We start from the raw sequence: 20,226 nt of genomic DNA, 5'->3' as shown, positions 1-20,226 counted from the left end.
GCCACGAAGCCATGGAGTCGCGCGATGACCATATTTCCGCATTTTCCGATTCGAACGCTCGTGATTGCCGCGGCGGCGGCGGCCGTCGCGATTTCCGGCACACCGGCCATCGGCCAGACGTCGACGGTGCCGGCAGGCTCGGCGGTCGCGACGCCCGACAATGCGGTCCTGCTGACGGTGTTCCTGAAACACGACCAATCCCGTCCGCTCGCCGAGTTGAATGCGCAACTCGCGAAGCAGGGGTTCTACAAGGCGTTTCCGCCGCCGGGCGTCGAAGTCGTGAGCTGGACCGTGACGATGGGAATCGGGCAGATCGTCGTGCTGCGGCTGCCGGCGTCGCGGCTGCGCGAGGTCAATCGCGTGCTCGAGGACACGGCCTGGGGCGCGTACCGGACGGAGTTCTACCCGACCTACGATTACAAGGCGATCGGGTTGGGCGAGCATGAGCGGGCGAAATAGCGTACGGGAGCGTAGTTCCGCACCGACGGTGCGCCGCGCGGGCGCACCGGATCGACTCGTTCCCATTCCGAAACGCGCGGCGCCGTCGCGTTTTCGTCCTCACTGTCCGCGCTTGGCGCGGCAGATTTCTCCCAAATGGATCACAACGCGTTCATCCGATGAAAAAACCGCCCCGGTTCCCGGTATGATGCGCACCTGCGTTCGTGGAGCGCCGTATTTCTATGCGGTTTTGATGCGCAAGACATCACAAATTCGCACAAAGCGAACATGAAAGATTTTGTAATATAAGTTCCGTATACTCGTAAATTCTGGTTTCGGCGCCGCCCGCCCTCGTCCTGGCCGGCCGCCCACGCAGAACAACGAGATTTTCGTCGCCGCCCGGCCCACCCGCGCCGCGACACGCTATGCACCACCACTGAACACGTTATGTCTTCCCGCCACCCTGGTTCGCCCGGCCCTGCCGCGGCGGTGATCGCCCGTGCCCGGGCGCTGATCCGCAACGAGCGCGTGCTGTCGCCGCTGCTCGCGCTCGGTATCGGCCTGCTGCTGATCGTGGTTTTCCAGCACCTGTCGGAATCCGTCGACTACCGGTCGGTGATGCGCCAGTTGCGTCACATGTCCGTCGGCGAGTGGAGCGCGTCGCTCGCCGCGACGGCGCTCAGCTATCTCGCGCTCGTCGCCCGCGATGCGGTCGGCCTGCGCTACGTCGCGGCCAGGGTGCCGCGCGTCGCGCTATGGATCGGCGCGATCGCCGGCTCCGCGCTCGGCAACGCGACCGGCTTCGGCGCGCTGACGGGCGGCGCGGTGCGCGCCCGCGTGTACGGCGTGTCGGGCGTCACGCCTGCCCAGATCGGCCGGATGACGGTGTTCACGAGCGGCACGCTGGCGCTCGCGATGGTGCTGATGACGGCGGTCGGCATGGTCTGCGTGCCGGAGGCGCTCGCCGCGATGCTGCACGTCGCGCCCGGCGTGCTCACGTGGACGGGGGCCGCGTTGCTCGTCGTGCTCGCCGCGCTGGTCGTGCTGTGCGGCAACGCCGCGCGCCCGGTCGTCACGCGCTTCAAATGGTTGTCGTTCGACGTGCCGGCGCGGCGCGATCTCGTCGCGCAAGTCGTCTACGCGGTGCTCGACGTCGTCGCCGCGGGCCTGACGCTGTGGGTGTTGCTGCCGGCGGCGCCCGTCGGCTTCCCGACCTTCATTACCGTCTATGCCGCCGCGTTGCTGCTCGGGATGATCGGCCATACGCCGGGCGGGATCGGCGTGTTCGAAGCGGCGATGGTCTTCACGCTCGGCCGCGAAGTGCCCGCGCACGAAATGGTTGCCGCGCTGATCGCGTATCGCGCGATCTATTTCGGCGTGCCGCTCGTGCTGTCGGCCGGCCTGCTGGCCGGCTTCGAAGGCCGTGCGCTGCGACGCCGGCTCGTCACGCGGCAGGCCGCGCGCGTGTCGCAGCTCGCGCCGGTGTTCCTGAGCCTCGTGACGTTCGCGGTCGGCGGGATGCTGGTGATCTCGAGCGCGACGCCCGCGTTCTGGCACCGGATCGCGATCCTGCGCCACATCGTGCCGCTGTGGGTGCTCGAAGGCTCGCAGGTGATCTGCAGCGTGCTCGGCGTCGCGCTGCTGTTCGTCGCGCGCGGGCTGCTGCGCCGGCTCGACGGCGCGTGGTGGATGACCTTCGCATTGACGCTCGCGAGCCTCGCGCTGTCGCTGGCCAAGGGCCTCGCGTTCGTCGAGGCCGGCGTGCTCGGGACGCTGCTCGTGCTGCTGCTCGTCAGCCGCCGCCGGTTCAACCGTCATTCGTCGTTGCTCGCCGAGCGCTTCACCGTGAGCTGGTTCGTGTCGGTGGCGCTGGTGCTGATGCTGGCCGTGTGGGTGCTGTTCTTCGCGTTCCGCGACGTGCCGTACACGCGCGAGCTGTGGTCACATTTCTCGTTCGATGCGCGCGCGCCGCGGGCGCTGCGCGCGACGCTCGCCGCCGGCGTGTTCGTTGCCTTGTTCGCGCTGTGGCAACTGCTGCGCCCGGCGCCCGGGCGTTTCGTGAAGCCCGCGGCGCAGGACCTGGTCGACGCGGAGCAGATCATCCGCGCGCAGGAATGCAGCGACGCGGGCCTCGCGCTGATGGGCGACAAGTCGTTCCTGTTCTCGGAGTCGCGGCGCGCGTTCCTGATGTACGCGAAGAACGGCCGCACGTGGGCCGCGCTCCACGACCCGGTCGGGCCGCGCGAAGAGTGGCCGGCGCTGATCAGCAAGTTCATCGCGCTCGCGCATGCGCACAGCGGTCGCGCGGCGTTCTACCAGGTGCGCGCGAACGCGCTGCCGCTGTATCTCGACGCGGGGCTCACGCTGATGAAGCTGGGCGAGGAAGCGCATATCGCGCTCGACCGGTTCGACCTGAAGGGATCGAACCGCTCGCACCTGCGCTACGCGCTGCGCCGCGGCGACAAGGATGCGCTGACGGTCGAGGTGATCGCGCCGGACGACGTGCCGGCCGCGCTGCCCGCGCTGCGCGACATCTCCGACGGCTGGCTCGACAGCCGCGATGCGCGCGAGAAGAGCTTCTCGGTGGCCGCGTTCCACGACGGCTATCTCGCGACGCAATCGGTGATGCTGGTGCGGCAGGCCGACAAGCCGATCGCGTTCGTCACGTTCATGACGACCGACCTCAACACCGAGGCGACGGTCGGCGTGATGCGCCATCTGCCGGACGCTTCGCCGTACGCGATGGAGTATCTGTTTACGCAGCTCGCGCTGCATCTGAAGGAAGCGGGGTTCCGCAAGCTGAGCCTGGGTATCGCGCCGTTCTCGGGGATGGGCGCGGCGAAGATGCCGTCGCCGTTCCACCGGCTCGGCCTGATGGTCTGGCGCTTCGGCGGCCGCTTCTACAACTTCCGCGGCTTGCGCGCTTTCAAGAGCAAGTTCGAACCGCACTGGGAGCCGCGTTATCTCGCGGCCTCGGGCTCGGTCGGCGTGTTCGTCACGCTCGCGGATCTCTCATTGCTGGCTGGAGGTCGGCGTTCATGATGTTGACGAAGGGAATCGCGCGGGCGGCAGCCGCCTGCGCGGGAATGATGCTGGCCGGCGCCGCGTGCGCGGCGCAGCCGGCCGCAGTGAAAGCCGAAACCGTGTCCGGCGGCCGCTATGGGCCCGTGACCGTGACGAAGCCAAGCGGGCCGCTGCGTGGTTTCGTCGTACTGTTCTCGCGTGAGGCCGGCTGGCATGCCGCCGATCAGCAGGCGGCCGACGCGCTCGCGAAAGCCGGTGCGATGACGGTCGGCGTCGATTCCGCGCGTTACGCGGCGAATCTCGCCGCGAAGCAGGAGGCCTGCCACCACCTCGACGGCGACGCCGAGGCGGTCAGCCATCAGCTCGAACGTCTCGCGCAGTCGTCGCGCTATTTCACGCCGATCGTCGCGGGCGTGGGCCAGGGCGGCGCGATCGCGAAGCAGATCCTGTCGATGGCGCCGGAGAACACGATCGCCGGTGTCGTCGCGGTCGGTCCGGCCGCGAAGCTCGATCCGCGCTTCAAGCCGTGTCCGCCCGATCCGACGATCGTGCGCCGCGCGATGCCGGGCTTCGTCGAAACGGCGGCGGCGGGCGACACTGGGAAGCTCGTGTCGCTCGTCACGTCGCACCTGCACGACACCACCAGCAGCGACGAGCTCGACGTATCGGACCTGCCGCTCGTCGAGCTGCCGGCCAAGGGCGGCAGCGACCGGCTCGCGATCGTGATCTCGGGCGACGGCGGCTGGCGCGATCTCGACAAGACGATCGCCGAGGCGTTGCGGCGCGACGGCGTGTCGGTGGTCGGCATCGACAGCCTGCGCTATTTCTGGAGCGAGAAGCCGCCCGCGCAGGTGAGCCGCGATCTGGCCCGCGTGATGCGCACCTACATGGCGCGCTGGCATGCGAGCCGCGTGGCGCTGGTCGGCTACTCGTTCGGCGCCGACGTGATGCCGTTCGCGTACAACCGGCTGCCGGCCGACCTGCGCGACAAGGTCGTGGTGATGTCGCTGCTCGGCTTCGCGCCGTCCGCCGATTTCCAGATCCGCGTGACGGGCTGGCTCGGCATGCCCGCCAGCGACAACGCGCTGAAGGTCGCGCCGGAGATCGCGAAGGTGCCGCCGGCGCTCGTGCAGTGCTTCTATGGCGCGGAAGAGACGGACACGATGTGCCCGGCGCTCGCGAACACGGGCGCCGACGTGATCAAGACGCAGGGCGATCACCACTTCGGCCGCGATTACATCGCGCTCGAAAAGAAGATCCTCGGCGGGTTCGGCAAGGCGACGGCGGCGCGCTGAACGCCGGCGGGCGCCCGCGTGACGTCGGGTGCCCGCCGGTTTGCTTGCGGTTCATCGCGTTCCGAGGTCAAGCGTCGACGACGAGCGCCGGATCGAGTGCGCGGATGCGCTGGTCGATGAAGTAGCCGCCGCCTTCCTGGTAGCGCAGGAACAGGCGGCCGCACGTGCGGCAGCGGCTGACGGTGCAGCGGTTGTACGGGAAATGGCGCGGCGCGATCGGTGCGTCGTCCGATGCGTAGCGCGTGCCGGCCGGATGATATTCCGCATAGGTCGGCTCGGCTTCGCCCGGCGCGACGAGCGTGGCCACTTCGGTCAGTTGCGTGTCCGGCAGCGACAGCGGCAGGGTCGTCCAGCCGGCGAGCGAGGTCCTCGTGCATGCGCACGGCTGCGTGACATGCGCGGCTTCGGCCGTCAGTTTCAGCAGCGCGTCGTGATCGACGTAAGGCAGTGGGCTCATGGGCAATCGGGAAAGGGCGGCAGGACCTGCAATGTAACCCGCGTGCGGCCTGGCTGCATGGCCGTGACGCGCCCCGCGCCGCGCGCATCGTGTGCGATCAGCCTGCCTTGCGGACGGGCGGCTGCGCGACCAGTTCGCCGAGCACGCGGATCGCGCGTTCGATGTCGCGGCTCCACGGGTGGCCGAAGTTCACGCGCACGCAGCGCTCGAAGCCGTGCGCGGCCGAAAAGAGCGGCCCCGGCGCGAAGCTGATGCCGCGGGCGATCGCCTGGCGATGCAGTTCCATCGCGTCGATCGCGTCGGGAAACGCGAGCCACAGAAAATACCCGCCGTCGGGCCGTACCCATTCGACGCCGGCCGGCAGCCAGCGCCGCAGCGCGTCGTCCATCCGGTCGAGCTGCGCGTGCAGCGCGCCGCGCAGCTTGCGCAGGTGCCGGTCGTAGCCGCCGTGCTCGAGATAGTTCGCGATGCCGGCCTGCGCCGGAATGCTGGCCGACAGCGTCGTCATCAGCTTGAGCCGCTGCACCTTCTCCGCGAACCGGCCGGCGGCGGCCCAGCCGATCCGGTAGCCGGGCGCGAGCGTCTTCGAGAACGAACTGCAGTGCATCACGAGGCCATGACGGTCGAACGCGCGCGCGGGCAGCGGGTAGTCCGGGCCGAAATGCAGCTCGCCGTACACGTCGTCCTCGATCAGCGGCACCTCGCGCGCCGCGAGCAGGTCGACGAGCGCGCGCTTTTTTTCGGCGGACAGCGTGACGCCGGTCGGATTCTGGAAATTGGTCATGAACCAGCACGCGCGGATGTCGTGCCGGTCGAGCGCGTTCGCGAGCGCATCGAGATCGAGGCCCGTGCGCGGATCGACGGGAATCTCGACCGCGCGCAGGTCGAGCCGCTCGATCGCCTGCAGCGCCGCATAGAAGCCGGGCGCTTCGACGGCGACGACGTCGCCGGGCCGCGTGACGGCCATCAGGCACAGGTTCAGTGCTTCGAGTGCACCGTTCGTGACGACGATTTCGTCGATCGGCTGCGAGATGCCGGTGGCGAGATAGCGCCGCGCGATCTGCTGGCGCAGCGCTTCGCTGCCGGGCGGCAGGTCGACGACGGTGCTCCACGGGCTCACGAGCCGCGCGGCTTGCGCGAGCGACTTCGCCAGACGCGGCAGCGGAAACAGTTGCGGCGCCGGGAACGCGGACCCGAGCGGCACGATGCCCGGCTGCGTGGCCGCGTCGAGCACGGAGAACACGAGGTTGCTGATGTCGACCTTGCGCGTGGCGCCGACGCGGCGCGTACGGTGCTTCGCCGCCGGGCTCGCGGCCGGTTGCGCGCCCGGCGCGACGTAGTAGCCGGAGCGTTCGCGCGCGCGGATCAACCCCCACTGTTCGAGCAGGTAATACGCGCGAAACACCGTCGACTGGCTCACGCCATGCTGCGCGATGATCTGCCGCAGCGACGGCAGGCGCGTGCCGACGGCAAGGTTGCCGTTGCGGATGTCGTCGGCGATCGTATGGGCGAGGGTTTCGTAGCGTTTCATCGGCGTGGGCGGAGTGCGTCGCCGCCGCACGCGGGCCGCAGCGGCGCCGCGCCGGCGGGCGCGGCCCATTGTCCGATGCGCGGCCCGAAAAGGAAAGCGCGGCTGTTCCGGCCGCGCCGTCCCGCGGCGTCAGGCCGCGTTCGGCTCGGCGTTGCGCCCGCTGCCGCCGCGCCGCAGCGGCGGCAACGGCTCGACCTTGCCGACCACGAACAGGTACGACAGTGCACCGACCACGCACAGCGCGCCGGCCACCGCGAGCGGCACCACGAACGAGCCTTTCGTGATCGACAGCATCACGCCGGTGAAGGTCGTGATGAAGATGCCCGCGAGATTGCCCGCGAAGTTCTGGATGCCGCCGAGCGAGGCGACGTGCGCGGGCGTCGGCGCGACTTCGCCGACGAGCGTCCACACGTTGGCGCCGGCGAACGACAGGCTGGCATACGCGAGTGCGAACAGGCCGAGGCAGGCCCAGTCGTTTTCGACGAACGCGGACAGCGCGATCGACGACGACAGCAGCATGCCGAACACGAGGCAGGTCTTGCGCGCGGCGGTGGCGCTCCAGCCGCGGCGGAACAGGCTGTCCGACACGTAGCCGCCGAGCCAGCCGCCGGGAATCGCGAGCAGCGCGGGCAGCATGCCCCACGTGCCGAGCGACGCGAGCGAGAAGCCGCGCGACTGCAGCAGGTAGCTCGGGAACCACGTGATGAAGAAGTAGATCGCGAAGTTCAGGCAGAACAGGCCGATCATCATTCCCCACACGGTGCGGTAGCGGAACAGGTCGAGCCACGACACCTTCGGGCCGTCGGTTGCGGCCGCAACCGTCGGCGCGCCGCGTTGCGCGAGCAGCGCGTCGACGGCGTCCGGCGCGATCGCGCGATAGCGTTCCGGATCGCGATAGACGAACCACCACGCCAGCGCCCATACGATGCCGATGCCGCCCGTGATCACGAACGACCCGCGCCAGCCGACCAGCGAGATCAGCCACGCGACGAGCGGCAGCGACAACGCCGAGCCGACGCGCGAGCCGCTGTCGAAGATGCTGCTGGCCAGCCCGCGCTCGCTGCGCGGGAACCAGTTGAACGCGACCTTCGCGAACGAAGGGATCGCGGCCGCTTCGCCGACGCCGAGCATCAGCCGTACGCCGACCAGTTGCGCGAGGCCGCGCGCGGCGCCCGTCGCGACGGTGAACACCGACCACCAGCCGACGGCCAGCGCGAGGCTAACGCGCACGCCGACCTTGTCGATGAACCAGCCGGCCGGCAATTGCAGGAACGCATAGGTCCAGAAGAACGCGCTCAGCACGAGCCCCATGCCGACCGCGTCGAGGCCGAGATCGGCACGGATGCTGGGTGCGGCGATCGCGAGGTTCGCGCGATCGATGAAGTTGATGACGTTGGCCAGGAAGCACATCAGGATCATGGCCCATCGGATGCGTGGCATGCAGGTGTCTCCGTGCGGAATGTCGTGGCGGGCGACCGGCGATCCGCTGCGCCGGCCGCCTCGAAAGGCGGATTACCGCGACGCTTGCGGTGCGCGGTCGAACTTCGTCAGCGCTTCCCACAGGCCGTTCAGGTAGACCGCGCCGAGCGCTCGGTCGTAGAGGCCGTAGCCGGGCTTGCCCGTTTCGCCCCAGATCATGCGGCCATGGTCGGGGCGCACGTAGCCGGTGAAGCCGGTGTCGTGGTACGCCTTCACGATCGCGGCGATGTCGAGCGAGCCGCAGCTCGACAGATGCGCGGTTTCCTCGAAATCGCCGTTCGCATCGACCTTCACGTTGCGGATGTGCGCGAAATGGATGCGGCCCATCGCGCCGAACTCGCGCACGAGCGCTTCGACGTCGTTCTCGGGGCCCGCGCCGAGCGAGCCCGAGCACAGCGTCAAGCCGTTCGCGGGGGAATCGACGAGGCGCACGATCCGCGCGAGATCGTCGCGGTTCTTCACGATGCGCGGTAGCCCGAAGATCGGTCGCGGCGGATCGTCGGGGTGGATCGCCATCTTCACGCCGGCTTCCTCGGCGACCGGAATGATCGCCTTCAGGAAGTATTCAAGGTTGGCCCACAGCGCGTGCTCGTCGACGTCGCGGTAGTCGGCGAGCAGCGCCTGCAACTGTTCGGGCCGGTAGCTCGAATCCCAGCCGGGCAGCGCGATGCCGTCGTTCGGATCGATCCGGTCGACCGCGTCGGTGCTGAATGCGAGGCAGGTCGAACCGTCGTCGAGCGTCTTCGACAGCTCGGTGCGCGTCCAGTCGAACACGGGCATGAAGTTGTAGCAGACGACGCGGATGCCGGCCGCGCCGAGATGGCGGATCGTCTGCCGGTAGTGGTCGATCAGGCGGTCGCGGCCCGGCTTGCCGAGCTTGATGTCCTCGTGCACGGGCACCGACTCGACGACGTCGAACTGCAGGCCGGCGCGTTCGATCGTCGCCTTCAGCGCTTCGATCTTGTGCGCGGGCCAGACCTCGCCCACCGGTTCGTCGTAGATCGCGGACACGATATGCGTGACGCCGGGGATCTGGCGGATGTATTGCAGCGAGACCGGATCGGACTCGCCGTACCAACGGAAAGACATCTTCACTGGAGCGGCTCCTGGCTGGCGGTTCATGCGTCGGACGGCCGGGGCGGCAGCGTGCCGGCCCGTCGTCGGTATGCGGATTATGATTGGTATGCCAATTGTGCGGGATAGTGGTTTACCAGTTGTTCGGGCGAACGCTGGTCCGTGTGACGTTTCCGGAAGCGCCAGACAAGGCCGGCCAACGGTCGAACCGGGGGTGTCGTACAAATTGGTGTACCATTTTGACGATCCGGCGCCGCAGCGGCGCCGGCCAGCCTGTTGCGAGCCTTCCGATGACCGATCTTTCCAGCCTGCCCGCCAGCCGCGACACCGATGCCGCGGACCGCTCCTATATCGGCCTCGCGCGACAGATTCACGCGATGGTGGCCGCCGGCGCGTTCGAAGCCGGCGCGCGGCTGCCGTCGGAGCGCAGCCTGGCCGACCAGTTCGGCGTGAGCCGCACGCAGGTGCGCGAGGCGATCATCGCGCTCGAGGTGCAGGGAATCGTCGAGGTGCGGATCGGCTCGGGCATCTATGTGTCGGCGGCCGATGCCGCGCGGCCTGTGACGTTCGAAGTACCGCGCGGCCCGGGGCCGATCGAGACGCTGCGCGCGCGCGGGCTGATCGAGGCGGAAGTCGCGGCGCTCGCGGCGACCGAACGCAAGGATGCCGATCTCGACCGCCTGTTTTTCTCGCTGACGACGATGCGCGAGCAGATGAACGACAAGGCCGCCTATGACGCGGCCGATCGTCAGTTCCATCTGCGAATCGCGGAATCGACCGGCAACACGGTGCTGCTGCACATGGTCACGGCGATGTGGGATTGTGCGCGCAGCGATCCGCTGTGGGACAAGATCGAGGAGCACTTTCACTCGACCGCGCTGCGCGAGGCGTCGCAGGACGATCACCAGCGCATCTTCGCGACGATCATGGCGCGCGACGCGGACGGTGCGCGCGACGCGATGCGCGCGCACCTGTCGCGCGTGATCGCGGAATTCACGCAGGCCTGGCGCTGACGTTCGTCTTCGCGACCCGACACGGGCCTGAGTTATCGCGTCGCATTTGCCGTCCGCGGCCCGCGAACGCGCGCCGTGTGCGGCTTGTTCCAATTGCGCGACCGTGCGTTTTATGGTCTCGTTGCGGGATATCGCATCGACTCGAAAAAGGACAGTCGAATGCAGCCGGGCGATTCACACGGGGTCCCATTGATCAGCGGAATTGGCGCACCCAGGCGCGCACGCGGCGCCGTGCGCGCGCTGCTCGTCATATTGACGCTGGGCTTGCTGGCGCCCGTGCCGCCCACCTTCGCCGCCTCTCCCGAAACCGCCAACGACAACGTGCTGCGCGTGCTGGCGTGGCCCGGTTATGCCGACAGCGATATCGTCAGCGCATTCGAGGCGCAGTTTCATGTGCGCGTCGAGGTGACGCTGGTCGATTCCGACGAAGCGCTGTGGGCGCGCATGCACAGCGCATCGCCGCCCCCGTACGACGTGCTGGCCGCGAATACGGCCGAGATCCAGCGCTATGCGCACGAACACCTGCTCGCACCGATCGACCTGCCGCGCGTCCCGAACCGGCGGCGGCAGTTGCCGAATTTCCAGCAGCTCGCGACGATCGGCGGCCTCGTGCAGGACGGCGCGTCCTACGCGATTCCGTTCACGTATTCGTCGATGGGGCTGATCTACGACCGCAAGCAGGTGCCGGCCGCGCCGCGCTCGATGCGCGAGTTGTGGAATCCGCGTTACCGCGGCAAGGTGCTCGACTTCAACAGCGCGCAGCACAATTTCTCGTTTACGGCGCTGGCGCTCGGCTATCCCGACCCGTTCCGCCTGTCGCCTGCGCAGACGCTTGCCGTCGCCCGCAAGCTGATCGACCTGCGCCGCAACCTGCTGACGTACTACACGCTGCCCGAGGAGGCGACCGCGCTCTTTGTCCAGCATCGCGCAGCGCTGATGTTCGGCAACTACGGCACGCAGCAGGTCGAGCAGTTGCGTCGCGCCGGCGCGGACGTCGGCTACGTGATCCCGGACGAAGGCGCGCTGGCATGGCTCGACTGCTGGGCCGTCACGCGCGGCGCGCAACGTCCCCAGCTCGCGTTCGCGTGGATCAACTACATGCTCGAACCGGCGATCGGCACGCTGCTCACCGAGCGCCAGGGTCTCGCGAACACGCTCGAGCCGCCTCGCGGCGTGGAGACCGGGCGCCAGCATCTCGTCTGGATTCAGCCCGTGGAGGACATCGCGCGCCGCGAATCGCTGTGGAGCCGCATCGTGTCGGGCGACCGGCCGGAGCAGTTCGGAAAATGATCCGGCTCGGGCTCACGTCGAAGCTGTCGGTGCTGTTCGCATGCATCGGCGTGATCGCGTCCGGCACGACCGGCTACTACGCGTATCGCGCCAACCGCGCGATGCTCGTGCAGGAAGCGCAGCACAGCCTGCTGATGTCGACGCAATTGCTCGGCCAGCGCTTCACGACCGCGCTCGCCGACGTGGCCGACGATGCGCTCGTGCTCGCGCAGTTGCCGTCGTCCGCGTTCGTCGCGGGCACCGACCACCCGGACAACGCGAGCCGCATGCGGCTCGAGCAGGTGTATTACAGCTTCATGAGGAATCATCCGGAATACCTGCAGATCCGCCTGATCGCGAGCGGGCATTTCGGGATCGAACGCATTCGCCTCGATCGTGATGCGCGCGGCATCGTCGTGCTGCCCGAAAGCGTATTCCAGGAGAAAGGACAGTTTTCCTACGTATTCGATACGCTCGCGATGGCGCCCGGTCATATCTACCTGTCGCCGATCGCGATCAATCACGAGACGGGCGCGCATGCGGCGCAAGGGCTGCCGATCCTGCGCGTGGGGACGCCGGTGGTCGACGCGTCGGGCCAGACGGTCGGCGCGCTCGTCGTCGACGTCGAGCTGTCGCGCGTGTTCGACCGGCTCGAACGCGACTTGCCGCGAGACTACGGGGTCTATCTCGCGAACGAGTGGGGCGACTTTCTCGTGCATCCCGATTCGTCACAGACGTTCGGCTTCGATCGCGGCCGGCGCGTGCTGATGCAGGATCGCTTCGCGGCCACGCGCGCGCTGTTCGACAGTGCGCGCACGAACGTGACGCTCAACGGCCTCGCGCAGCCCGACGAGGCGCCGGGCCAGATGTTCGCGTTCGTGCGTACGCCGTTCGGGCACGACGACGGCAACCGCTTCGTCGTGCTCGGGATGGCCCGCCCGCTGGGCGACGTGCTCGCGCCGGCCGGCATGCTGGGCGAACGGATCGTCAGGATGGTGCTCGTATCGAGCATGCTCGCGGTGATCCTTGCGATCCTGTTCGCGCGTGCGATCACGCGGCCGTTGCAGACGCTTGCGCGCGCGGCGACGCATGTGTTCGACGATCCGGCCGCCGAGCGGCTGCCGGTCGAGCGTGCCGACGAGATCGGCGTGCTCGCGCGCTGTTTCGAAAGCATGCGCGTCGAGATCCGCACGCAGGTCGCGATGCTGCGCGCGAAGCAGCAGGAGCTCACGCATCTCGCCGGCCACGATCCGCTGACCGCGCTGCCGAACCGTATGCTGTTCATGGAGCATCTGGACGCCGCGATCCGGCACGCGGCCGCGGTACGCGAAGGGCTGGCCGTCATGTTCGTCGACCTGGACGGGTTCAAGCAGATCAACGACCAGCTCGGACACTCGGCCGGCGATCGCACGCTGGTCACCGTTGCGAAGCGGTTGACCCACGTGCTGCGCAGCGGCGACATGGTGGCCCGGCTGGGCGGCGACGAATTCATCGTGCTGCTCTCGGACGTGCATTCGCCGGCGGTGATCGGCGATGTCGCGACGCGCATCCAGATCGTGATGGCCGAGGAACTGGAGTTCGACGAACGGCGCGTGGCCGTCGGGGCGAGCATCGGTGTCAGCGAGTTCCCCGCGGACGGCGCGTCGGCCGAGGAACTGCTCGTCAAGGCCGACGCGGCGATGTACGCGGCCAAGGCGTCCGCGCAGCGCGCATGCGTGCGCTACCAGGATCTGATTCGGGGCAGCGCGCCGGACGAGACCGGCCGCGTCGCGTCGGGCGGCCGCTGACGGCGGGCCGAAACGCGAAGAGCCCGTCGCGGGACGGGCTCCTCGCCGTGCGGGCTGCGCGCGCAGGGCGCGCGGCGGCGCGCTTAATGGCCGAAGTAGACCGAGTCGTGCCGGCTTTGCACCCGCACGGCCGGTGCGCCGCTCTCGCCGGTCGCGGCCGGTTGCGAACCGAAGCCGCTGTTGTCGACGCCGCGCACGCGGGCTTCCGCGGCCTGGACGTCGGCCGGGTAGTACGGGCTCGACTGGCTCGGCTTGTAGCCGGCGTTTTCGAGCTGGACCAGTTCATTGCGCACCTGGGCACGGGTCACGGTGCTTTGTGCGAATGCGCCGAACGAGGCGGACAGGGCGACGGCGGCTGCGACTGCGGAAACGAGCGATTTCATGATGACCTCCGGTGTTTATTGGCTTTCCGCGTTCGACGCCATGTCGTCAGCGGTTGAATACATCGTAGGCGCGGGGTCACCTAGGGTAAACGTGAATTTGAGTGAAAGATCGTTGCTTTCGCGGTAACAATGCCGCGACCGAACCCCTTCTGTCCCCACGCTGTATTACGGGGATTGAACGGAGTGGCGGGAGAGTGAAAGGGCGGGATGTCGCGCGGGCGCGGGCGCCCGGGCGTCGAAGGGCCGGCGACCGTCGCGCGGCGGCACGGCTCGCGCCAGGGTGCCGGCTCAGACCCCGTCGTCGTCGATTTCCTTGCGCTCGCGGCGCTCCTCGTTGCCGCGACGCGCGCGCAGCCGCTGGCGCGACAGGACCGCGATCACTTGCTGGGTCGGCGCGCCGGACGGCAACTCGTTGCGGATGCGATCGGGGACCATCGGCAGGCCCGCGCGCTGCCGGCGCAGCGCCTTGGCGATTGCCCGGCGGCATTCGTCGCCGTGGCAATCCCATTCATCGCGGATTCTCAGGCAATAACGGCATTGTTCCATCCGGCTAGTCTAGCGCGTCTTCGGGAATGAAGCAGGACGTGGTGCCGGACGCCGGCGGCGCCGGGCGTGGCAGTCGTTCAGTCGGATTGAAGTGCATCATCGAATGGTGCGGCGTGGCGACGCGTGGCTGTCCGCTGCCTGACCGCAGGGCCGGTTCAATATAATTCAAGAGAACGCGGCATACCATGCACAGAATACATGCCCTCGAACAAGGAAACCCGATGACGCTTGCCCAGTTGCAGGCCCTGGCTGCGGTGGTGGAGCTCGGCTCGCTGACGGCCGCGGCAGACCGGCTCAGCCGCAGCCAATCCGCGATCAGCCACGCGCTGACGGAGCTGGAGGACATCACGCAGATCAAGCTGCTCTGGCGCGACCGGCAGCCGGTCCTCCTGACGGCGGCCGGCGAACGCCTGTGGCCGTATGTGCAGAGCGTGGTGCGGGAAGCGCAGATGCTGCGTCAGCAGTTCAGCCTGGCGCGCGGCAAGCTCGAAGGAAAGCTGGTGGTCGCGTCGCTGCCGAGCGTCTCGCTGGCGTTCGTCGTTCCCGCGCTCGAGGCGTTGAAGGCGATGCACCCGGGCGTATCGGCGGTGCTGCTCGAAGGCACGGACAGCGAAGTCGAAGGGTGGATCGACGACGGGACGGCCGACGTCGGCGTGGTGGCCGGCACGAAGACGTTCGCGCACAACCTGCCGCTGCTCGACGAGGATTTCGTCGCGGTGGCGGCCGCCGACATGTTCGCCGGCCGCAAGAGCGTGTCGGCCAGGCAGTTGGCCGCGGCGCCGTTCATCTTCTCGAAGGCCGGGTGCGGGCCGGTGATCGCGGATTACTTCGCGCGCGGCGGCGCGCCGCTTCGGGCGGCGTTCAACGTGGTCGAGATGCGCACCATCCTGTCGATGGCTGAAGCCGGCATGGGCGTGTCGATCGTGCCGCGCATCACGCTCACGTACACACCGTTCGGCGGCCGCGTGCTGGCCCTGTCGCCGCGGCTGCATCGGTCCGTGCGGCTGGCGTGGAATACCGCCGGCAACGCGGTCGCCGACGCGTTCGTGCGGCTCGTCGACGCGCAACGTGCGAAAGCGGAAAAGACGATTCGCACGCGCGCGAAAAAGGGCAGGTAGCGGCCGGCCGCAAGATGAACGGCGCTCATGGGCCGCTTGCAGTTTATTCATGCCGACGACGGCCGCGATGCAATACATTGTTCGCACCTCGTGATCGTCGCCCTGAAGGAGCGTGCCGTGCCTGCCTTGCCCACCCTGTTTGCGTTCGGACTCGTGTCGCTCGGCATGGTGCTGACGCCCGGACCGAACATGATCTACCTGGTTTCGCGCTCGATCTGCCAGGGCCGCCGCGCCGGGCTGGTGTCGCTCGGCGGCGTCGCGCTGGGATTCGTGTTCTACATGGTCTGCGCGGCAGTGGGCATCACCGCGCTGGTGATGACCGTGCCGTATGCGTACGATGCGCTGCGCGTTGCCGGCGCGCTGTATCTCGCCTACCTCGCGTGGCAGGCGCTGAAGCCGGGCGGGCGCTCCGCGTTTCAGGTCAGGGAGTTGCCGCACGACAGCCGCATCAGGTTGTTCGCGATGGGCTTCATCACGAACCTCGTGAACCCGAAGATCGCGGTGATGTACCTGTCGTTGCTGCCGCAGTTCATCGTGCCGGGGCACGGCAGCGTGCTCGCGCAATCGCTCGCGCTCGGCTGCGTGCAGATCGCGGTGAGCGTCAGCGTCAACGCGCTGATCGCGTGCGCGGCGGGTTCGATCGCGGGCTTTCTCGCGGGGCGGCCGCTCTGGGCGGCGGCTCAGCGCTGGCTGATGGGGACGGTGCTGGCCGGGCTGGCGATGCGGATCGCGCTCGAATCGCGAAGCTAGCGCGGTGGACGCGGCTCCGAGCACGGCCGGTCGGGATCCGGCCTGCCGTCAATGCCCCGGCCATCGTCACCCGTGGCAATTGCCCTCGGCCTGCTTGCTCGTCCGCACGCGCTTGGCCTTGTCACGACGCCGGCCGCGTGTCGCGAGCCAGCACAGGATCGACCCGCCGCACACCATCGACGCGCCTTGCCAGAATTCGGCGGACAGCGGCGCATCGAGCAGCATCGCGGCGAGGGCAGCGGCGAGCACCGGGGTGAAGTACGATGCGCCGACGATGACCGTCACGTTGCCGTGCATGATGCCGGTGTTCCAGGCCGCATAGCCGAAGCCGAGCGCCGACGCGGCCAGCACGAGATACGCGACCGCGTGCAAACTGAACGTCATGGCGCCGCCGCCTTCGATCGCGAACTTGATCCAGAGCACCGCGGCGACCAGCATGAAGAACGGCGTGACGCCGTTCCTGCCGTCGGCGATGCGCGCGGTCACCGTGCAATAACCGGCCCAGATCAGCGCGCCGAAGAATGCCAGCCCGTAACTCAGCGGATTGTCCGCGACGTTGCGCAGCATGCCGGCCGGATCGAGCCCCTGGTCGCCGCCGAGCACCCGGCAGATGCCGAGCATCGACAGCAGGACGCCCGGCACGACGAGCAGGTTCGCGCGCTGCTTGTTGAACACGATGGCGGCGACCAGCGTGAGGCTCGGCCACAGATAGTTGACCATCGCGACTTCGATCGCTTGCTGACCGTTGCGCGCATAGCCGATCGACAGCGACAGGCATACCTCGTACGACACGAACAGCAGCCCGCCCCAGAGCAGATAGTTTTTCGGGAATCGGCTCAGGTCGGGGAAGCCGATCGAGAACAGCAGCAGCACGGACGCCACCGTATAGATCATCGCCGCGCCGCCGGTCGCGCCGAGGCTTTCGCTGACCCCGCGAACGAGCGCGACCACCGACGCCCATAACAGCACCGCGCCGAGCCCGAGGAGCGTTGCCTGGTTCTTGCGTTTCATGCTTGCTGCGTGTTTCAACATGCCCATTCGATTTCGGATGATTCGGGTCGGCTCGCGCGTGCTGTTGTCGCAAGCAGCGGTACCAAGCGAAGGTTCCGCCGGAAACGCGCATTTTACGGGGGCGCGGCCGTTGCGGCGTTGCAGCCGCACCTGTATGACCGACGCAGTCGCGAGAACCGATCACGCGTCGTCGATGCGCCACGGCGCGCCGATTTCCGACAACGCGGGTCGATCGAGTCGAGCATCGCGTTCCGCATCGGGCCGAGCGTGGTGACAAGGAGGAAGCCGGCTTCGTCGATCGACAGATCGATCAGCGGCCAGCCGCCGGCCGCATCGCGAACTTCAAGCCGCCGTTCGTGTGGATCGACGTCGACGTCGCCATGCGCTTGTCGCGGCACATGGCGACGGCATCGAATGCGGCGGCCGAAGGCGGCGTGTGAATGCGGTATTCGAAACTCATCTGCATGGGGCGGTGTGCGAGGCGGGCAGTCTAACTCGCGCCGGGGTATTCCGTTCTCGACGGCAACGCGTCGGACGTCCGCCGCAGCGGGCGCCCGACGCGTCGATCACCGCTCGTGCCGCTTCTTGCTCAGCTCGATCGTCTCGAACAGTTCGTATTGCGCGGTTGGCTGCTGGTCGGCGCCCGGCGCGTGGTAGTAGCGCATCGTGATCGTCGTGTGGCCGCCCGGCTTGCCCGGATCGTGGTCGAACACCGCGATCCCGTAGCCGGTGCCCGTATCGCGGCGCGCGGACCAGATCGCATCCTCGAGCGCATCGGCCGGCTGGCGCACGAACGTGTTCGGCGCGGTGCCCGGCACCGGCCGGTTCGGCTTCGTGAACACCTTCGCCTGCGCGAAACCGGTCGACGGGTTTTCGCCGTACACGTCGAGCGGCGCGCTGGTGCCGCCGCCGCCGAGGATCAGGTGGATCGTGCCGTGGCTCGTGTCGAACGTCGTGCGGCCGGGATCGTTCGAGCCGACCGGGCGCGGCTGCAGCGTTTCGACCACTTCGCCGGTTTTCGCATCGACGCCCGCGCGGTGATTGCAGCCGCGCACCGGATAGCTGCGCTCGTAGTCGTGATCGTGGCCGCACAGCACGAGATCGACGCCGTAGCGGTCGAACAGCGGCAGCCACGCTTCGCGAATGCCCTTGTCGGACCCGTTGCCCGTCTTCGACGAACTGAGCGCGTCCTGGTGCATCTGCACGACGATCCAGTCGATGTCGTCGTCATGCGCGGCGTGCCGCAGCGTGCGTTCGAGCCAGCGTGTCTGCTCGCCGTTGCTGTAGCCGCGCACATAGAACGACGTACCGGGCTCGATCGGCGGGCGGCCGGTGCTCGCGGCCGGCACGAGCGGCGCCGGGCCGCCGACGAACGCGGCGGCATCCTGGTACACGACGTCGTCGGCGTCGAGCGACACGAACAGCACCGAGCTCACGCGGAAGCTGTACCAGCGGCCCGGGAAGTGCGTGCCGTTCTCCGGCAGCGTGTAGCGGGCGAGGTACGAGTCGAGCCCCTGCGGACCGTTGTTGAATTCGATCTCGTGGTTGCCGGGGCAGGGCATCCACGGGCGATTCGCGGCCGACGTCTGGTTGTTGTTGCCGAAATCGCGCCACACGTCGGGCTGGTGCGCGGGGTTCAGGTTCGCGTAGCAGAGGTCGCCGTTCAGCAGGTGAAAGAGCGGCTGGAACTGCTCGACGGCCTGCACCGCGAAGCGGCTCTGCGGCGACGACAGCACCCACGCGCCGTTCGGCGTCGCGAGGTCGCCGTAGCTCGTGAAACGAAACGGTGCGCGGCCGCGCGGCGCGGTCGAGAAATTCGCGGAGAACGGCTGCGCGGCATGGCTGTCGTTGTCGGCCGTGATCTCGTAGCGGTAGCGCGTATCCGGCTTCAGCCCGTGCACGCGCGCGTGGTACGTGAACACCGTTTCGCCGTTCAGGCCGTCGGTGTACAGGCGCTGGACGCCGTGCACGGTGCGCGCCGGCTCGCCGTCGGCGACGATGCGCGCGCGCGGGTTCACGGCCGGCGCGAGCGACGCCCACGAGATCACGACTTCGGACGTCGGGTCGTTGCCCCACGTCAGGTGAACCTGTTCGGGCGTGCCGTCCGGGTTCGACGCGCCGGCGCGGGCAGCCGCGAGCCCGCCGGCGGCGGTGGCGAGGCCGGAGACGCCGGCGAGTTTCAGGAAGCCGCGACGCGACACGGACGCGGCCGGCTCGTTCGGCTGGTCAGGGAGAGTGTCCTGGTTCGACATGGTCGGTGTTTTCGTTGATGGGGCGCGAGGTGGGGAACCGTGCGGCCATGCGCGAGCACGGCCGGGGCCTGGGCCGGAAACGAGCGGGATCCCGGTCGCATGCATTGTCGAAGGGCAGTTTTGCCGCGGTGTGACAGTACCGCGACCCGGCATGCGTGGTGGCCGGTGCGGACAACCGCGCGTTGTGCGCCTCCAGTCACCATCGGTGCCGGGGCGCACCCGAAATTTATTTGCCGACACCGCGACGGATTTCTTCTGCCTGCTCCGTTTAACGCATGAACGACCGCTTCTGGTCGATGCCCGTTATTTCGGAGTCTTTCATGAAACTTTCCGTTCAGTTGCGATTGGCTGCCGGATGCGTGGCCGCGCTTGCGGCGTCGGCGGCATTCGCGCAGGCCGTCATCGTCGCGCCTTACGCGCCGCCACCGCCGCGCGTCGAAGTGATGCCGGCGCCCCGTGCCGGTTACGTGTGGGACCAGGGCCACTGGCACTGGCGGCAAGGCCGTTACGTGTGGATTCCGGGACACTGGCAGGTCGTGCGCGTCGGTTACCACTGGGTGCCCGGGCATTGGGCCGCGCGCGGCCCGGCCTGGCGCTGGGTGCCGGGTCACTGGGCCTGACGCGCAGGCCGCCGCCCGGCATGCGATGCCGGCGCAGCGGATTTTCCACGCAATATCATGAGCCGAAGCGATGCCTTTTCGAACCATCGTAATCGTGGCGGCCGCAGCCATCGTGCTGGCCGGCTGCGTCGTGGTGCCGGCCCGTCCGGTGTATTACCGGCCCGCGCCGGTCGTCGTAT

18 protein-coding genes are annotated in these 20,226 nt (G+C 68.4%); 9 read left to right on the top strand and 9 right to left on the bottom strand.

What is annotated here, in order from left to right:
• Window positions 1-24 precede the first annotated feature (24 nt).
• From CFB35_RS22975 to CFB35_RS22960, 3 genes are all read left to right on the top strand, one after another.
• The gene (locus CFB35_RS22975) at window positions 25-459 is read left to right on the top strand and encodes a hypothetical protein (RefSeq protein ID WP_059585136.1); all 435 of its coding nucleotides are present in this window, start codon (window positions 25-27) and stop codon (window positions 457-459) included.
• Between the two features lie 426 nt (window positions 460-885).
• Window positions 886-3,480: a bifunctional lysylphosphatidylglycerol flippase/synthetase MprF gene (gene mprF, locus CFB35_RS22965; RefSeq protein WP_059585054.1), complete on the top strand. Its 2,595-nt coding sequence runs from the start codon at window positions 886-888 to the stop codon at window positions 3,478-3,480.
• Window positions 3,477-4,757: a virulence factor family protein gene (locus CFB35_RS22960; protein WP_059585055.1), complete on the top strand. Its 1,281-nt coding sequence runs from the start codon at window positions 3,477-3,479 to the stop codon at window positions 4,755-4,757. Before mprF ends, CFB35_RS22960 begins: the two co-directional genes overlap by 4 nt.
• Before the next feature lie 67 nt (window positions 4,758-4,824).
• Here the strand turns inward: CFB35_RS22960 and CFB35_RS22955 are convergent, their stop codons facing one another.
• The 4 genes from CFB35_RS22955 to uxuA all read right to left on the bottom strand — a co-directional run bounded on the left by CFB35_RS22955 (window position 4,825) and on the right by uxuA (window position 9,319).
• Complete coding sequence (locus CFB35_RS22955) at window positions 4,825-5,214, bottom strand: hypothetical protein (RefSeq protein ID WP_059585056.1); 390 nt, start codon at window positions 5,212-5,214, stop codon at window positions 4,825-4,827.
• A gap of 97 nt (window positions 5,215-5,311) precedes the next feature.
• Window positions 5,312-6,745, bottom strand: coding sequence for a PLP-dependent aminotransferase family protein (locus tag CFB35_RS22950; protein WP_059585137.1), 1,434 nt, complete (start codon window positions 6,743-6,745; stop codon window positions 5,312-5,314).
• 129 nt (window positions 6,746-6,874) lie between these two features.
• The gene (locus tag CFB35_RS22945; RefSeq protein ID WP_060009368.1) at window positions 6,875-8,185 is read right to left on the bottom strand and encodes an MFS transporter; all 1,311 of its coding nucleotides are present in this window, start codon (window positions 8,183-8,185) and stop codon (window positions 6,875-6,877) included.
• 72 nt (window positions 8,186-8,257) lie between these two features.
• Window positions 8,258-9,319: a mannonate dehydratase gene (gene uxuA, locus CFB35_RS22940; RefSeq protein ID WP_179231779.1), complete on the bottom strand. Its 1,062-nt coding sequence runs from the start codon at window positions 9,317-9,319 to the stop codon at window positions 8,258-8,260.
• Between the two features lie 269 nt (window positions 9,320-9,588).
• Between uxuA and CFB35_RS22935 the strand changes: the two genes are divergently transcribed.
• The 3 genes from CFB35_RS22935 (at window position 9,589) to CFB35_RS22925 (ending at window position 13,367) form a co-directional block, all read left to right on the top strand.
• Window positions 9,589-10,311: a FadR/GntR family transcriptional regulator gene (locus CFB35_RS22935; protein ID WP_059585058.1), complete on the top strand. Its 723-nt coding sequence runs from the start codon at window positions 9,589-9,591 to the stop codon at window positions 10,309-10,311.
• Between the two features lie 159 nt (window positions 10,312-10,470).
• Complete coding sequence (locus tag CFB35_RS22930; protein ID WP_059585059.1) at window positions 10,471-11,601, top strand: PotD/PotF family extracellular solute-binding protein; 1,131 nt, start codon at window positions 10,471-10,473, stop codon at window positions 11,599-11,601.
• Complete coding sequence (locus tag CFB35_RS22925; protein ID WP_059585060.1) at window positions 11,598-13,367, top strand: GGDEF domain-containing protein; 1,770 nt, start codon at window positions 11,598-11,600, stop codon at window positions 13,365-13,367. The genes CFB35_RS22930 and CFB35_RS22925 overlap by 4 nt, the downstream gene beginning before the upstream one ends.
• 83 nt (window positions 13,368-13,450) lie before the next feature.
• Here CFB35_RS22925 and CFB35_RS22920 read toward each other — a convergent pair whose 3' ends face one another.
• Window positions 13,451-13,750, bottom strand: coding sequence for a DUF4148 domain-containing protein (locus CFB35_RS22920; protein ID WP_059585061.1), 300 nt, complete (start codon window positions 13,748-13,750; stop codon window positions 13,451-13,453).
• Between the two features lie 288 nt (window positions 13,751-14,038).
• Window positions 14,039-14,296 carry a hypothetical protein gene (locus CFB35_RS22915; protein ID WP_059585062.1) on the bottom strand — a complete coding sequence of 86 codons (258 nt, stop codon included), beginning with the start codon at window positions 14,294-14,296 and terminating at the stop codon, window positions 14,039-14,041.
• 221 nt (window positions 14,297-14,517) lie between these two features.
• On the opposite strand from CFB35_RS22915, the gene CFB35_RS22910 reads away from it, so the two are divergent.
• Window positions 14,518-15,414, top strand: coding sequence for a LysR family transcriptional regulator (locus CFB35_RS22910; RefSeq protein WP_059585063.1), 897 nt, complete (start codon window positions 14,518-14,520; stop codon window positions 15,412-15,414).
• 117 nt (window positions 15,415-15,531) lie between these two features.
• Window positions 15,532-16,164, top strand: coding sequence for a LysE family translocator (locus tag CFB35_RS22905; protein WP_059585139.1), 633 nt, complete (start codon window positions 15,532-15,534; stop codon window positions 16,162-16,164).
• A 66-nt stretch (window positions 16,165-16,230) separates the two neighbouring features.
• On the opposite strand, the gene yddG is transcribed toward CFB35_RS22905, so the two are convergent.
• The 3 genes from yddG to CFB35_RS22890 all read right to left on the bottom strand — a co-directional run bounded on the left by yddG (window position 16,231) and on the right by CFB35_RS22890 (window position 19,427).
• Complete coding sequence (gene yddG, locus CFB35_RS22900) at window positions 16,231-17,175, bottom strand: aromatic amino acid DMT transporter YddG (RefSeq protein ID WP_143328754.1); 945 nt, start codon at window positions 17,173-17,175, stop codon at window positions 16,231-16,233.
• Between the two features lie 310 nt (window positions 17,176-17,485).
• Complete coding sequence (locus tag CFB35_RS35425; RefSeq protein ID WP_226093946.1) at window positions 17,486-17,641, bottom strand: hypothetical protein; 156 nt, start codon at window positions 17,639-17,641, stop codon at window positions 17,486-17,488.
• Window positions 17,642-17,741: 100 nt separating this feature from the next.
• Window positions 17,742-19,427: a metallophosphoesterase family protein gene (locus CFB35_RS22890; protein ID WP_059585064.1), complete on the bottom strand. Its 1,686-nt coding sequence runs from the start codon at window positions 19,425-19,427 to the stop codon at window positions 17,742-17,744.
• A 320-nt stretch (window positions 19,428-19,747) separates the two neighbouring features.
• Here CFB35_RS22890 and CFB35_RS22880 point away from each other — a divergent pair, with 320 nt between their 5' ends.
• Window positions 19,748-20,047, top strand: coding sequence for a YXWGXW repeat-containing protein (locus tag CFB35_RS22880; protein ID WP_059585141.1), 300 nt, complete (start codon window positions 19,748-19,750; stop codon window positions 20,045-20,047).
• The last annotated feature ends 179 nt before the right edge of the window (window positions 20,048-20,226 follow it).

It is taken from the genome of Burkholderia sp. AU16482, from assembly GCF_002223285.1.
GTDB lineage: Bacteria > Pseudomonadota > Gammaproteobacteria > Burkholderiales > Burkholderiaceae > Burkholderia > Burkholderia semiarida.
This window is presented reverse-complemented; position numbering and strand designations above follow the sequence as displayed.